General features: G+C 74.5%; 11 protein-coding genes and 1 pseudogene. 5 read left to right on the plus strand and 7 right to left on the minus strand.

Annotated elements, in window-relative coordinates; all coding sequences use genetic code 11:
* Window positions 1-72: 72 nt before the first annotated feature.
* From ABD339_RS26015 to ABD339_RS26035, 5 genes and pseudogenes are all read left to right on the plus strand, one after another.
* A complete protein-coding gene (locus ABD339_RS26015; RefSeq protein ID WP_344569162.1) occupies window positions 73-1,179 on the plus strand; it encodes an amidohydrolase family protein in 1,107 nt (368 codons plus the stop codon).
* A 127-nt stretch (window positions 1,180-1,306) separates the two neighbouring features.
* Window positions 1,307-2,292, plus strand: a pseudogene (locus ABD339_RS26020) (RNA polymerase sigma factor); the annotation flags it as partial.
* Window positions 2,293-2,324: 32 nt separating this feature from the next.
* On the plus strand, window positions 2,325-3,914 hold the full coding sequence (locus tag ABD339_RS26025) for a carboxyl transferase domain-containing protein (RefSeq protein ID WP_344569164.1): 1,590 nt from the start codon (window positions 2,325-2,327) through the stop codon (window positions 3,912-3,914).
* A gap of 28 nt (window positions 3,915-3,942) precedes the next feature.
* On the plus strand, window positions 3,943-4,686 hold the full coding sequence (locus ABD339_RS26030) for a DsbA family oxidoreductase (protein ID WP_344569166.1): 744 nt from the start codon (window positions 3,943-3,945) through the stop codon (window positions 4,684-4,686).
* A 154-nt stretch (window positions 4,687-4,840) separates the two neighbouring features.
* Window positions 4,841-5,239 (plus strand): DnaJ family domain-containing protein, encoded by a 399-nt coding sequence (locus ABD339_RS26035; protein WP_344569168.1) that lies wholly within the window; start codon window positions 4,841-4,843, stop codon window positions 5,237-5,239.
* Between the two features lie 208 nt (window positions 5,240-5,447).
* Here ABD339_RS26035 and ABD339_RS26040 read toward each other — a convergent pair whose 3' ends face one another.
* The 7 genes from ABD339_RS26040 to ABD339_RS26070 form a co-directional block, all read right to left on the minus strand.
* Window positions 5,448-6,116 (minus strand): maleylpyruvate isomerase family mycothiol-dependent enzyme, encoded by a 669-nt coding sequence (locus ABD339_RS26040; RefSeq protein WP_344569170.1) that lies wholly within the window; start codon window positions 6,114-6,116, stop codon window positions 5,448-5,450.
* Between the two features lie 144 nt (window positions 6,117-6,260).
* A complete protein-coding gene (locus ABD339_RS26045) occupies window positions 6,261-7,577 on the minus strand; it encodes an alpha/beta fold hydrolase (RefSeq protein WP_344569172.1) in 1,317 nt (438 codons plus the stop codon).
* A 130-nt stretch (window positions 7,578-7,707) separates the two neighbouring features.
* Complete coding sequence (gene cobC, locus ABD339_RS26050) at window positions 7,708-8,826, minus strand: Rv2231c family histidinol phosphate aminotransferase CobC (RefSeq protein WP_344569173.1); 1,119 nt, start codon at window positions 8,824-8,826, stop codon at window positions 7,708-7,710.
* Entirely contained in the window at window positions 8,823-9,359 is a 537-nt protein-coding gene (locus tag ABD339_RS26055) for a cobalamin biosynthesis protein (protein WP_344569174.1), read from the minus strand. The genes cobC and ABD339_RS26055 overlap by 4 nt, the downstream gene beginning before the upstream one ends.
* Window positions 9,356-10,837 (minus strand): cobyrinic acid a,c-diamide synthase CobB, encoded by a 1,482-nt coding sequence (locus ABD339_RS26060; protein ID WP_344569291.1) that lies wholly within the window; start codon window positions 10,835-10,837, stop codon window positions 9,356-9,358. The genes ABD339_RS26055 and ABD339_RS26060 overlap by 4 nt, the downstream gene beginning before the upstream one ends.
* Before the next feature lie 16 nt (window positions 10,838-10,853).
* Complete coding sequence (cobO, locus tag ABD339_RS26065) at window positions 10,854-11,459, minus strand: cob(I)yrinic acid a,c-diamide adenosyltransferase (RefSeq protein ID WP_344569176.1); 606 nt, start codon at window positions 11,457-11,459, stop codon at window positions 10,854-10,856.
* Window positions 11,459-13,609: a putative cobaltochelatase gene (locus ABD339_RS26070; protein ID WP_344569178.1), complete on the minus strand. Its 2,151-nt coding sequence runs from the start codon at window positions 13,607-13,609 to the stop codon at window positions 11,459-11,461. Before ABD339_RS26070 ends, cobO begins: the two co-directional genes overlap by 1 nt.
* Window positions 13,610-13,853: the final 244 nt, after the last annotated feature.

Below are 13,853 nucleotides of genomic sequence, written 5' to 3' on the forward strand. Positions count from 1 at the left end.
TCTCCCTTTCCGTGGTGCCGAGTTCACCGGCCCGCTCGTGGAGTTCACCGACTCGCTCGTAGAGTTCCGCCCATGAGTGAGCGCGACGCGGGTCTGCACATCAAGGGGCGGGTGCTGGCCGGGCCCGAGGACGTCCGGGGCGAGCTGTGGGTCGTGGACGGCCGGATCACCTACGAGCGCCCCGCACCGCCGCACGGTTCCGCCCCCGGCCCCCGGACGCTGGAGGGCTGGGTGCTCCCCGGCCTGGTGGACGCGCACTGCCACGTGGGGCTCGACACGCACGGACCCGTGGACGACGCCACCAGTGAGAAGCAGGCACTCACCGACCGCGAGGCGGGCGCGCTGCTGCTGCGCGACGCCGGCTCACCCTCCGACACCCGCTGGGTCGACGAGCGCGCCGACCTGCCCCGCATCATCCGCGCCGGCCGCCACATCGCCCGTACACGCCGTTACATCCGCAACTACGCCCATGAGATCGAGCCCGGCGACCTGGCCGCTTACGTCCGCGGGGAGGCCCGCCGGGGCGATGGCTGGGTCAAGCTCGTCGGGGACTGGATCGACCGGGACGAGGGTGATCTGACCGCCTGCTGGCCGCGCTGGGCCATCGACGAGGCGATAGCAGCCGCACACGAGGAGGGCGCGCGCGTCACCGCCCACTGCTTCGCCGAGGACTCCTTGCGCGATCTGGTCGAGGCGGGTATCGACTGCGTCGAGCACGCCACCGGACTGACCGAGGACACCATCCCGCTCTTCGCCGAACGCGGGGTCGCCATCGTGCCCACCCTCGTCAACATCGCCACCTTCCCCCACCTCGCCGACGGCGGCGAGGCCAAGTTCCCCCGCTGGTCGGCACACATGCGTGAGCTGCACGCGCGGCGCTACGAGACCGTGCGCGCCGCCTGGGACGCGGGAATCCCCGTCTTCACCGGCACCGACGCGGGCGGCTCACTGCCGCACGGGCTCGTGGGCCAGGAGGTCGCCGAACTGGTCAAGGCCGGGATCCCGCCCCTGGACGCGCTGGCCGCCACGGCCTGGCGTGCCCACGACTGGCTCGGCCGCCCCGGCCTCACCGAGGGCGCGAGCGCCGACCTCGTCGTCTACGAGACGGACCCTCGCGCGGACGTACGGGTTCTCCAGGCGCCACGGCATGTGGTGCTGCGGGGGCGCGTGGTGGCGTGATGAGGCGCGGGGTGGTGTGACGAGGCGGGGGTGGCATGAGGACAGGCGGGGAACCGCGTCCAACGCGGCTGTCCGGCAGATGCGGCGGCCATCCGGCAGATGCGGCGGCCATCCGGCAGATGCCGTGGCCGCCAGCGCCCCCCGGGACGAACTCCTCGCGCCCGCGCCCCGTGAGAGCCGTGCGCCCTGTGAGGACGACACCCTCGCACTGCTGTTCCTGTGCTGCCATCCGGTGCTCGGCACGAGGCGCGCACCGCGCTCACCCTGCGCGCGGTCGGCGGCCTGACCACCGCCGGGATCGCCCGCGCCTACCTGGTCCCCGAGGCGACCATGGCCCAGCGCGTCAGCCGGGCCGAGCGGCGCATCAAGGAGGCGGGTGCGCGCTTCGTCCCGCCTTCCGAGGACGAGCGTGCCGAACGGCTCGGCGACGTCCTGCACGTGCTGTACCTCATCTTCGACGAGGGCTACACCGCCACCGCGGGCAACAGCCTCCAGCGGCACCAACTCGCGGGCGAGGCCATCCGGCTCACCCGCGCCCTGCGCGCACTCCTGCCCGCAAACGGTCAGGTGACCGGACTGCTCGCCCTGATGCTGCTGACCGACGCGCGCCGCGCGGCCCGCTGCCGGCCGGACGGCTCTGTGGTGCCGCTGGACGAACAGGACAGGACACTGTGGGACGCCGAAGCCGTGGCCGAGGGACTCGCGCTGGTCACCGAGGCGCTGGCACACAAGCCGGTCGGCTCCTACCAGCTCCAGGCCGCCATCGCCGCCGTACACGACGAGGCGGCCCGCGCCCAGGACACCGACTGGCCGCAGATCCTCGCCCTCTACGGACTGTTGGAACGGGTCGCGCCCGGCCCGGTCGTCGCCCTCGACCACGCGGTGGCCGCCGCCATGGTGCACGGGCCCCGGGTCGGCCTCAGCATGCTCGCGGCGCTGGAGGAGGAGCCGTCGATGGAACGGCACCACAGGCTCGGCGCCGTACGCGCCCATCTGCTGGAGCGCGCAGGCGACCGGCAGGCGGCGCGCGCGGCGTACAGCGCGGCGGCGGAGCTGACCCTCAGCCTGCCCGAACGGCGCTACCTGTCGGCCCGCGCGGCCCGGCCGGGCTGACAGCGGGGCGCCGGGTGCCGCAGCCTGGACGCATGAGCCCCAGCGGACCCACGGAACCGGACGGCCCTTCGGCGCGCGGCGCACTCGCCCAGGTGGTGCGCGACTTCAGGGAGTTCGCACCGCTGTATACGGCGGCGGAGTCCCGGGCCTCGGATGCGGACCTCGCCCCGGCGCCCGGCCAGGTGGACGGTCCCCTCGGCTGGACCGGCTACGACGAGGCCAGGGCGCGGGCCGCGCGGCGTACCGGCGAGAGCGAGTCCGTGGTATGCGGGACCGGGACGGTGGGTGGCACCGCCGGGACCGAGGGGGGTGCCGGGGCCGGCGCCGTGAATGGCACTGACGGCACCAGGGCGGCGGACGGCACTGGCGCGCCGGAGGGCATCCAAGCGGTGCTGATCTCTTTCGAGTTCGGCTTCCTCGGCGGCTCGCTCGGCGAGGCCACCGGAGACCGGATCGAGGCCGCGCACGTCAAGGCCCGCGAGCTGGGCCTGCCCGTGGTCACCCTCGTCGCCACCGGAGGCAGCCGCATGCAAGAAGGGATGCGGGCGCTCAGCCAGCTCCAGCGGGTGGCCCGGCAGACCGCGCTGACCCGGCGCGCGGGCCTGCCCCACCTCGCCGTCGTCCGCGACCCGTCCACCGGTGGCGGCTGGGCCACTCTCGCGGCGGGCGCCGACGTCACGCTCGGACTCCCCGGCGCGCAGGCCGCGTTCGCCGGCTCCCGGGTGCGGCCCCCGGACGCCGACCCCGCCGCGTACACCGTCGAAGGGCAGCACGCGGCGGGACACCTCGACCAGATCGTGCCGCCCGCGCGACTGGGGCGCGCCGTCGCCACGTGGCTCGCGCTGCTCACCGGAGGCGGCGCGTACGGCAGAGCGGGCGGCGGCGCGGACGGTCGCGCTCCGGAACCCGCGCCAGTGCCGTACGCGCTGCCCGGACCCGCCGGCTCCGGTCTCCCCCGAAACGGTCCGGAGGCGGTGGCCCGCGCCCGCTCCTCCGACAGGCCGCACGCCGCCGCGTATCTGGACGCCTACTTCGACACCCGGCAGGAGATCAGCGGCGACCGCTGCGGGGGAGTGGACCCGGGCACGCTGTGCGGCTTCGGACTGCGGGCGGGCCGCGCGATCGCCTATGTCGCGCAGTGCGGCACCGCCACCCTGCCCGCGGGATACCGCACCGCCGCCCGCCTCATCCGGATGGCCGACCGGCTCGGCCTCCCCGTCCTCACCCTCATCGACACCCCCGGCGCCGCCAACGGAGCCGAGGACGAGCGGGCCGGCGCGGGCCCCGCCATCGCCGAGGTGTTCGCCGCCATCGCGGAGGCAAGCGTTCCGGTCACCTCGCTGCTCATCGGCGAGGGCGGCTCCGGCGGCGCCCTCGCACTGGCCGCGCCGGGCAGACTGTGGGTCACCCCCGACAGCTACTTCTCCGTCATCGCCCCCGAGTCCGCCACCGCCATCCTCAAGCGCACCCCGGACCGCCTGGCGGAGACCACCGAGTCCCTCCGACTGCGCCCCCAGGACGCGGTCACCCTCGGCGTGGCCCGCGGCATGGCGGAGGTCCGACAGAGCGGAGAGTCCGGGCCGACTCCCCTGCGGCGAGGGGGGAACAGCTCCGGGGAATAGTGCTGATGTTCGGGTGGTTGGCCGGGGCATGCGTGTAGAGATCTGGTCCGACATCGCGTGTCCGTGGTGCTACATCGGCAAGGCCCGGTTCGAGAAGGGCCTGGCGGCCTTCGAGCACCGGGCCGAGGTCGAGGTGGTGCACCGTTCCTTCGAACTGGCCCCCGACGCGGGGGAGCCCACCGGGCTGCCGGTCACCCGGATCCTCACCGACAAGTACGGGCTCTCGCCCGACGAGGCCGAGGCGGCGGAGGCGCGCGTGGCGCGGACCGCGCGGGGCGAGGGGCTCGCATACGCCTCGGGCCGTCTGATGAACGGCTCCACCTTTGGCCTGCACCGACTGCTGCACCACGCCAAGAAGCGCGGCCCCGAGGCGCATGCGGCGCTGCTGGACGCCTTCTACCAGGCCAACTTCGCCGACCTGAAGCCACTGGGCGACCCAGGGACGGTCGTCGCCGTCGCCGCTTCGGTGGGATGGGAGGAGGCGGAGGTCCGTACCGTGCTCGCCGACGAGGACGCGTACGCGGACGACGTACGTGCCGACGAGCGCGAGGCCGCGGCCCTCGGCGCCACGGGCGTGCCCTTTTTCGTACTCGACCGCCGCTTCGGGGTCTCCGGAGGCCAGCCCGCCGAGGTCTTCACCCAGGCGCTGGAACAGGCCCACGTGGCGGGCGGCGGGCTCGTCCAGGTCCAGGCATCCGTGGGCGCACAGGCATCCGAGGATGCTCCGGTATGCGAGGACGGTGCCTGCGCCGTCCCGGCCCACCAGCACTGAGGCGGCCGGGGATGCCGGGCCCGAGGGCTGTGCGTGACTCCTGGCTCTGGCGGAGCGCGCTTGGGAGACTGGGGGCGAGCGCCCTTCCGGTGCCGGTGCCCTTGCCGGTGCCGGCGCACCCACCGGGCCAGGCGGCCACCTGAGAGGACGTGCCATGACGGAACGCAAGCCCCCGGGCATCAGCTTCGAGACCTGGGCCGACCGCCAGATCCGGGAGGCCGAGGAGCGCGGCGAGTTCGCGGACCTGCCCGGCGCCGGAAAGCCACTGGCCGCCATCGACAAGCCCTACACCGAGCAGTGGTGGGTCGAGCGCAAGATGCGCGACGAGAACCTCTCCTGCCTGCCGCCCTCCCTCGCGCTCCGCAAGGAGGCGCAGGAAGCTCGGGAGAAGGCCGCCGAGGCGCAGTCGGAGGCTCAGGTGCGGGCGATTCTCAGCGGCATCAACGTCAAGATCGCCGAAGCGATCCGGCGCCCGCCGGACGGCCCGCCGCACCGGCTCGTGCCCTTCGATGTGGAGAGCGCGGTACGGGAGTGGCGTTCGGCCCGCCGCTGAGGCGGCCCACCGCCGGATCCGGGCCTGTCCCGGCCCCGGACCTGTCCCGGATCCGGGCCTGACCCGGCCCCGGGCGGATGCGCTCGCCGGGCTCTGAGCCTCCGGCCGGCTCGGGTCCCGTCGGCCGGAGGCTCAGGCCCGGACCGCGTGTCGTCCCACCGGATACCCGCGTCGCCTCCTGCCAGAGCCTCTCGGCTTGTTCTTCGGCTCAGCTTGTTCTTCGGCCTGAACGCAGTCGGGCGCGCAGGACTTCCACACCGTCCCCCTCAAGGTCCTCGCAGGCCGCGGCGCGGCCTGCCATCCCCATGACCAGTGAGAGGGTCGGCCCCCGGAGCAGATCCCCCGAGCCGGTGGAGAACGGCCCGTCTGTGGCCTCGACCCGCAAGCCCGCGATCGCGCTGCTGCTCGCGACGGTGAAATCGCGGGCGGCGAAGAACCGGGCCACGGCGGTCGTCGTGGCCACCGGGGGTGTCCGCACAAGGCCCAACGGCCGGCGGATGTCCTCGCCGTGGACGACTGTCTCGCCCAGCCAGGCCGCCGTATGCCCGGTCGGCCCGGCAGGCCCGGCGACAACCTCGCGAAATCGCCGCAAGGTCTCTTCCGGTTCGGCACCGCGGTGCTTCGCGAGTCGTCGGTCGTTGTGCAGATCGGGGTCGAACCGAGCGGCCAGCATGCTGAGCAGCCAGCGCCACATCCTCGTGCCGGCACCTGCCGTCAGATGGGCTACGACCTCCTCCACGGTCCAGCGTTCGCACAGTGAGGCTTTCGCCCACTGGGCTTCGCTGAGCCCGGTGAGGTCTTGAGCGAGCGCGGACCGTTCGACGTGGATCGCTCTTTCCAGGGCATTCCGGGTTTCCAGCACGTGTGGTTCAGCCATAGGGCAAGCCTCCAGTGATCGGGTGTCCGCCATCAGACTCCTCTGGCCGTCCGAACTCATCGGCCGCACCCGTGCGGCGAGCCCCCATTCCCCGCGAGAGGACCCTCATCGCTTCTGCAACGGCTGAAAGGCCGAAGGACAAGCTCAGACTTCGCCGCGTGCCATTCCGGTCAGGCGGTCCAGGACCTTGCCCTGGCTGACGCGCAGGCCGTCGTGTTCCCACTCGTCGGTCACCCAGGTGCGTACTCGGGCTACGGCGCGTGCGGTGGCCAGCGAGTGTGCCGTATCGACGTACATGTCGTCGTGGTAGACCGCCGCGTACACCGGCACCTCGTTGGCCGACAGCCGCTCCGCGTCGTACAGGTCCGGCCAGTCCCCGCGCTCCGCCAAGAGGTGTGCCGCCTCGCGCAGCGGGATCAGCGCCGGATCGGTGTCGAACATCCAGGGGTAGATCATCTCGCCCGTCAGCGCGACCGGCTCTCCGGCCGCCAGCGCCCGGGCCGCGTCGAAGGCCGGGAACTCGTCGCGCACCCGGTGTGCCGCCCAGCGGGTGCCGAGCGGGCTCACCGAGCGCTGGGCGTAGATCGGTTCGTGCAGCGCGGCGAACAGGGGGCTGCCCGCCAGGGAGACCTGGGCCCGCACCGCTTCCAGGAAGGTGTCGGACAGTTCGGGGCCCGAAGCGCCGCGGATCCAGGCGTCCTCCAGCAGATAGTGCAGGGCATCCGAGCCGCTGGTCTGGCCGAGCAGCATGCCCACGGTCTGGAACCGCTCGACGGTCAGCGGGCTGCCGTCCGGCAGCCGTACCTCGTGACCGGACAGATGCTCGACAATCCGGTGCACCGCTTCGACGTCCTGCGGATAGCGGACGTAGTGGGCGGTGTTCTTGGCGGCGACCCTCGGATACGCGGCGCGGTAGACGTCCTCGGCGCCGGCGCGCAGGCCGGGCAGGCCGCCGGTCACGAAGCACGCTTCGAGCCCCTCCGGCGCGTGGGAGAGGTAGGTGAGCGTGCAGAAGCCGCCGAAGCTCTGGCCCAGCGTCGACCACCTGTGCCCCTCGCCCAGCAGGCTGCGGCGCACCGCTTCCGCGTCCTGGACGATCGCGTCCGCGCGGAAGCGGGCGAGATAGGCGGCCTGTTCCGGGGCGCCGCCCCGCAGCGCGAGGGACTGGCGGTTCACGGGCGTGGAGCGGCCGGTGCCCCGCTGGTCCAGGAGCAGCACCCGGTAGTGCCGCAGCGCGGTCCCCAGCCAGGAGTCCGGGCCCACCGGCCGGGGTGCGCCGTGGCCGGGGCCGCCCTGGAGGAACAGCAGCCACGGCAGGTCGTCCTGGTGTTCTTTTCCGGCCGCCACGACCTCGCGCGCGTACACCTCGATCCGCTCGCCGTCGGGTCGGCCGTGGTCCAGGGGGACGGAGAAGACGTGGTCGGTCAGCACGGTGCCGGGGTGCCGCAGGGTGGCGGACACGGGTACCTCCTCGGTGGCGGACGGTGGCAATGGCGACGGGCGGGGATGAACAGGGCGAACGGCAACGAACGCGGGTGGGTGCCGGGACCCTTGGCCGAGCCGGAGGCGGTCGGAACGTGTCGGCAGGCGGTCAGGTTCGGTCGAGCACCTTGTGGAGCGCGTTGACGAACTTATCGGTCGTCGTCCGATCACGAACGGCCACCCGGAACCAGCGCGGCCCCAGCCCTGGGAAGGTGTCCCCGCGCCGCACGGCGAAGCCCCGCTCGCGCAGGCGTTCCCGTACTGCGTCCGCGTCCGGATGCCGCAGCAGCAGGAAGGGCCCCTCCGGTTCGGGGGTGGCCTCCCGCAGGCCCGCTTCCCGAAAGGCGGCCAGCCGGGCGCTCAGATACGCGCGGTCGTCGGCGAATCGCTTGGCCGCCTCCTCCGCCTCGGCCAGTGCCTCCGGGGCGCTGCACGCCTCGGCGGCCGTCAGCGCGGGCGCCGAGACCGGCCACAGCGGCTGATGGTGGGCCAGCGCGCGCACGGTGGCGGGGTCGCTCAGCGCGTAGCCGACGCGCAGCCCCGCCAGCCCCCACGTTTTGGTGAGGCTGCGCAGTACCACCGTCCGCCCCGGCAGCCGCTCCAGGAGGGGTACCAGTGAGGCGTGCTCGTCCGGTACGGCGTCCATGAACGCCTCGTCCACGACCAGCGTGCGCCCCTCCCGGGCGAGTCGGGCCAAGGCGGTGGCCGGATGGAGGACGGAAGTCGGGTTGGTGGGGTTGCCCACCACGACCAGATCCGCTTCCTCCGGTACAGCCTCCGGCGTCAGCCGGAACCCGTCCTCGGGGCCCAGCAGCACCCGGCCGACGGCGTGCCCGGCGTCGCGCAGGGCCGCTTCCGGTTCGGTGAACTGCGGGTGCACGACCACCGGATGCCGGGCCGGAAGCGCTCGTGCCACCAGGACGAACGCCTCGGCCGCACCCGCCGTCAACAGCACCCGGTCCGCCGCCAGCCCGTGCCGCCGGGCGACGGCCGTCAGCGCCGCGCCGTCCTCCGGGTACGCGGCCAGCGTCGCCAGCGAGGCGGCCAGCCGCGCCCGGAGCCATGCGGGCGGCGTGCCGGCGCGCACATTGACGGCGAGGTCCACGAGCCCCGCCCCGTCCCCCCGGACCTCCACGTCCCCGTGGTGCCGCAGGTCCGGGCCATGCGCGTCCGTGGCGTCGGCGTGCGCCTTCGTGGCGTCGGCGTGCGCGTGACCGGGCGCGTTCATGATGCCTCCGCGTGGTTCTGGTCCCCGGCGGCGCGTACGTCGGATGCGCCGAGCGCGGGGGCGTGTGCGAGGGCGGCCGTGGCCCGTGCCGGAGCGCCGTGCGGGGGGCGGGACTTGGTCTTCGGCGCGAGCAGTGCCGCCGCTGCCCCCGGGGGCCCTTCGGCCGCGTCCGTCCCCGCGCCCCGCGCGGCCAGCAGTGCCGCCGCCTCGGCGACCGAGGGGGTGCCCAGGGCCGAGTGGGAGAAGGCGGAGGGGTGGGGCACCCGGACGCGGGCCAGCTCCGTGGGCCCGTACGTCAGCAGCGGCACCGACAGCCGCGCGGCCAACGCCAGGAGGGCGGGCTCCCCGGCCCGTGCCGCGACGGTGGCCAGCGCCGTGACGTCCCGTTCCGCCCGCCCGGCGTCCGCGAGGAGGCGCCGTACGAGGTCCCGCACCTCCGCGGGCGGCACCCCCTGGCAGGCGCCCACGCCGACGGCGACTCGGCGGCCCGCGCTCCCGCGCGCGTCTCCACGCGCCTCCCCGGGCGCGTTCACGCGGCGCTCGCCGCGCTCGCCGCGAAGCGCCGTGCCAGCTGGGGCGCGGCGGCCCAGTGGACGTGCAGGTATGAGGCGTGCACCTGACCTTGGACGTACCCCTCGACGCGCCGCTCGGGGCGCACCAGCCCCCAGGCGGGCACCTCGCCGGTGCCCGGTTCCAAGGCCGTGCGGTGGAACTCGTGTCCCCGGACGCGCGTGCCGGCGGACGCCAGGACACTGTCGGCGACGGCCACCGCCTCCCGGTAGCCCAGCGTCAGCCGCTCCGTCATCCGTCCCGAGGCCGCCAGCACTCCGCACATGGGCGCTCCGTCCAACTCCCGTGCCAGATACAGCAATCCGGCGCACTCGGCTGCCACCGGGCCGGTGAAAGCGCCGATCTCCTTGCGCAGCGGCTCGTTCGCCGACAGCTCCGGCGCGTACACCTCGGGGAAGCCCCCGCCGATGACCAGGCCCGAGGTGCCGCGCGGCAGCGCCTCGTCGTGCAGCGGGTCGAAGCCGACGACCTCGGCGCCTGCCGCGCGCAGCAGTTCGGCGTGCTCGGCGTACGAGAAGGTGAAAGCGGGCCCGCTCGCCAGCGCGATGCGCGGCGCGGGGCCGCCGGCGCGCGGCGGCGGGGTCGCTGGGACGCCTCTCCCGTACGCCAGTTCCCCGGCCCCGGCGCTTCCAGGCGTGGCGCTTCCGGCCCCGGCACTTGCGGACGTGGCGGGGCCGGCAGCGGCAGTCCCGGCCGACAGCCCGCCCGCCTCGGACGTCTCGGCTACTGGATCCCACGCCGTATCGCCGAGCGGCGGCGCCTCGCGGGCCAGGGCCAGCAGCGCGTCCAGGTCGCAGCCCGCGCGCACCCGTTCGGCGAGCGCGGACACCGACTCGACGGCCTCGGCCCGCCGTTCGGCGACCGGCACCAGCCCCAGGTGCCGGGAGGGGGCGCGCACCACCTTCGTACGGCGCAACGCGCCCAGCACCGGCACGCCGGAGCCCTCCAGCGCCTCCCGCAGCAACTCCTCGTGCCGGTCGGAGCCCACCTTGTTCAGCACCACGCCCGCCACCCGCACCTCCGGATCCCAGGAGGCGAAGCCGTGCACCAGCGCTGCCACCGAGCGCGACTGCGAGGAGGCGTCCACGACCAGCACCACCGGCGCCCGCAGCAGCTTGGCCACATGCGCGGTGGACGCGGTCTCGCCCTGCCCGGCCGCGCCGTCGTAGAGGCCCATCACGCCCTCCACGACGGCCAGATCGGCACCGGCGGCGCCGTGCCCGAACAGCGGTGCGATCCGCTCGGGCCCGCACAGGTACGCGTCCAGGTTGCGGCCGGGACGCCCGGTGGCGAGCGTGTGGTAGCCCGGATCGATGTAGTCGGGGCCGACCTTGTGCGGGGAGACGGCCAGGCCCCGGGCGGCGAAGGCGGCCATCAGGCCCGTGGCCACCGTCGTCTTGCCGCTCCCGGAGGAGGGCGCGGCGATGACCAGGCGCGGCATACGGATCACGCGGGCCTCACCACTCGATTCCCCGCTGGCCCTTCTGGCCCGCGTCCATGGGGTGCTTGACCTTGGACATGTCGGTGACCAGATCGGCCGCGTCGATGAGCGCCTGCGGCGCGTTGCGACCGGTGATGACCACATGCTGCTGCCCCGGCCGGTCGTTCAGTACGGAGACGACCTCCGCCACATCGACCCAGCCCCAGTGCATCGGGTAGGCGAACTCGTCCAGCACCAGCAGCCGGTAGGTCTCCGCCGCCAGGTCCCGCTTGACCTGCTCCCAGCCCTCGCGGGCCGCCGCCTCGCTGTCCATCTCGTCCTGCGCGCCGCGCTGGATCCACGACCAGCCCTCGCCCATCTTGTGCCAGGCCACGGTGCCGCCCTCGCCCGAGTCGCCCAGCACCCGCAAGGCGCGCTCCTCGCCGACCTTCCACTTCGCCGACTTGACGAACTGGAACACCCCGATCGGCCACCCCTGGTTCCAGGCGCGCAGCGCCAGCCCGAACGCGGCCGTCGATTTGCCCTTGCCGACGCCGGTGTGCACGGCGACCAGCGGCCGGTTGCGGCGCTGTCGTGTGGTGAGGCCGTCCTGGGGTACGACGCTCGGCTGTCCCTTCGGCATTACGCGGCCCTCCGTGAGTCCGTGGTGTGGCGTACGAGTTCGGAGACGGTATCGGCGCGCAACTCCGCCAGGGTGACGGCGGTGCCGCCCAGCTCCCCGGCCAGCTCCCGCGCCAGGCCGAGCCGCACGTGCCCGGCCTCGCAGTCCACGACCACCGAGGCGACGCCCTCGGCGGCCAGCAGCCGTGCGGCCTGCCGGGAACGCGCCACGGGCTCGGGCCCGCCGGTGGCCCGGCCGTCGGTGACCGTCACCAGCAGCGGGCGGCGCGCCGGATCGCGCATCCGCTCGACGCGCAGCACCTCGCGAGCCCGCAGCAGCCCGGCGGCCAGCGGGGTGCGCCCGCCGGTCGGCAGCGACTCCAGCCGGGCCGCCGCCGCCTCGACAGAGGAGGTCGGCGGCAGCGCGACCGCCGCCTCGCCGCGCCGGAAGGTGACCATGCCGACCTTGTCGCGCCGCTGGTAGGCGTCCAGCAGGAGGGAGAGCACCGCGCCCTTGACGGCACCCATCCGCTGCCGCGCCGCCATCGAGCCGGAGGCGTCCACGACGAACAGCACGAGGTTGCCCTCCCTGCCCTCCCGGACGGCCTCGCGCAGATCGTCCCCGCGCAGCAGCAGTCCGCTGCCGGTGCGGCCCCGCGCCCGCTGGTGCGGGGCCGCCGCATGCACGGTCGCGGCGAGGTGCAGCTTGGTCAGCGTGCCGCGCGGACGCCGGGCGCCCGTCGTACGGCCGTGCGCGGTACGCGCCCGCGACCTGCGACCCGCCGCGCCCTCGCCCAGCCCGGGAACGGTGAGGGTGCGCGCCTTGAACGGCTCGCCCGCGCTGGTGGCGGCCTGCTCCCGCGCGGGTGCCCCGGCGGCGGACTCCGGCTCCCCACCGGGCTGTTCGGATGCCGGCTGTTCGGCGGGCGCCGGTTCCGCCGACGTCTGCTCGGGCAGGGAGGGTTCCCCGGCGGGCGGTTCGGCGGGGCCCTCCGGGAGGCCACCGCCATCGGGGCCACCATCCGGTCCGTCATCCGGTCCGCCTTGTTCCGGGCCACCATCCGGTCCGTCCGGTTCCGGGCCACCATCCGGTCCGTCCGGCTCCGGGCCACCATCCGGTCCGTCCGGCTCCGGATCGTCATCCGGGCCCTCGTCCGGTGTGCTGTTCTCCTCCAGCGTCCGGTCGAGCTTGTCCTCGTCCAGGCCCGGCGCGTCGAACGGGTTCCGCCGCCGCCGGTGCGGCAGCGCCAGCAGCGCCGCCTGGCGCACATCCTCGGCCGCCACCTCGGTGCGCCCCGCCCAGGCCGCCAGCGCGGTCGCCGTACGGGCCATCACCAGGTCGGCCCGCATGCCGTCCACCTCGAACGCGGCGCAGGTGGCCGCGATCTGCCGCAGCGCCGCGTCCTCCAGCCGCACCTTCGGCAGCAGGGCGCGCGCGGTGGCGATCCGTTCGCGCATCGTCTGCTCATCGCCCGCCCACAGCCCCGCGAACCCCTCCGGATCGTCGTCGTAGGCGAGCCGGCGGCGGACGACCTCCACCCGCTCGTCCGTCTCGCGCGAGGCCGCCACCTCGACGGTCAGTCCGAACCTGTCGAGCAACTGCGGACGCAGCTCGCCCTCTTCGGGATTCATCGTGCCGACGAGCAGGAAGCGGGCCGCGTGCCGGACGGAGACGCCCTCGCGCTCCACATACGAGGCGCCCATCGCGGCGGCGTCCAGCAGCAGGTCCACCAGGTGGTCGTGGAGCAGGTTGACCTCGTCCACGTAGAGCACGCCCCGGTGCGCGTCGGCGAGCAGGCCGGGCTCGAACGCCTTCACGCCCTCCGACAGCGCCCGTTCGATGTCGAGCGCCCCTACGAGCCGGTCCTCCGATGCGCCGACCGGCAGTTCCACCATCCGCGCGGGCCGCGCCTCACCCGGGCCCGCGCCCTCGTGCGGTCCGTCCGGGCAGCCGGGGTCAGGAGCGGCGGGGTCGCAGGAGAAGCGGCAGCCGGGCACGACATCGACGTGCGGCATCAGTGTCGCGAGCGCGCGCACCGCCGTGGACTTCGCGGTCCCTTTCTCGCCCCGCACGAGGACTCCGCCGACCTGCGGGGAGACCGCGTTGAGGAGCAGGGCGAGCTGGAGGTCCCGCATGCCCACAATGGCGGTGAACGGGTAGGGGGTGCTCACGCGGCTGTCCTTTCGTCGAGGTGTCGTCGAGGTGCGGTCGGAACGCGGGGGTTCGTGGCGCCTGGGGAGTTCGTGGGTCTGGCGGGGTCGGCAGGACCGACGGGGCGGACGGGGTCGGCCGGTCTGGTGGGATCGGCAGGGCAGGCCGGACCGGTGGTGCCGGCGGGGTGAGTGGGCCCCGGGGGGACCGGCGCGGCCTCGTGCCCCGGGGCCGCACCGGCCGGCGTCCCACCGGCCGGCGTCG

This window comes from Streptomyces axinellae (assembly GCF_039532135.1).
GTDB classification, from domain to species: Bacteria; Actinomycetota; Actinomycetes; order Streptomycetales; family Streptomycetaceae; genus Streptomyces; species Streptomyces axinellae.

Bases quoted from the DNA above. Each gene is read 5' to 3' on its own strand.
- ABD339_RS26015 (WP_344569162.1), top strand. From the start codon at position 73: ATGAGTGAGCGCGACGCGGGTCTGCACATCAAGGGGCGGGTGCTGGCC.
- ABD339_RS26025 (WP_344569164.1), top strand. From the start codon at position 2,325: ATGAGCCCCAGCGGACCCACGGAACCGGACGGCCCTTCGGCGCGCGGC.
- ABD339_RS26030 (WP_344569166.1), top strand. From the start codon at position 3,943: ATGCGTGTAGAGATCTGGTCCGACATCGCGTGTCCGTGGTGCTACATC.
- ABD339_RS26035 (WP_344569168.1), top strand. From the start codon at position 4,841: ATGACGGAACGCAAGCCCCCGGGCATCAGCTTCGAGACCTGGGCCGAC.
- ABD339_RS26040 (WP_344569170.1), bottom strand. From the start codon at position 6,116: ATGGCTGAACCACACGTGCTGGAAACCCGGAATGCCCTGGAAAGAGCG.
- cobC (WP_344569173.1), bottom strand. From the start codon at position 8,826: ATGAACGCGCCCGGTCACGCGCACGCCGACGCCACGAAGGCGCACGCC.
- ABD339_RS26060 (WP_344569291.1), bottom strand. From the start codon at position 10,837: ATGCCGCGCCTGGTCATCGCCGCGCCCTCCTCCGGGAGCGGCAAGACG.
- cobO (WP_344569176.1), bottom strand. From the start codon at position 11,459: ATGCCGAAGGGACAGCCGAGCGTCGTACCCCAGGACGGCCTCACCACA.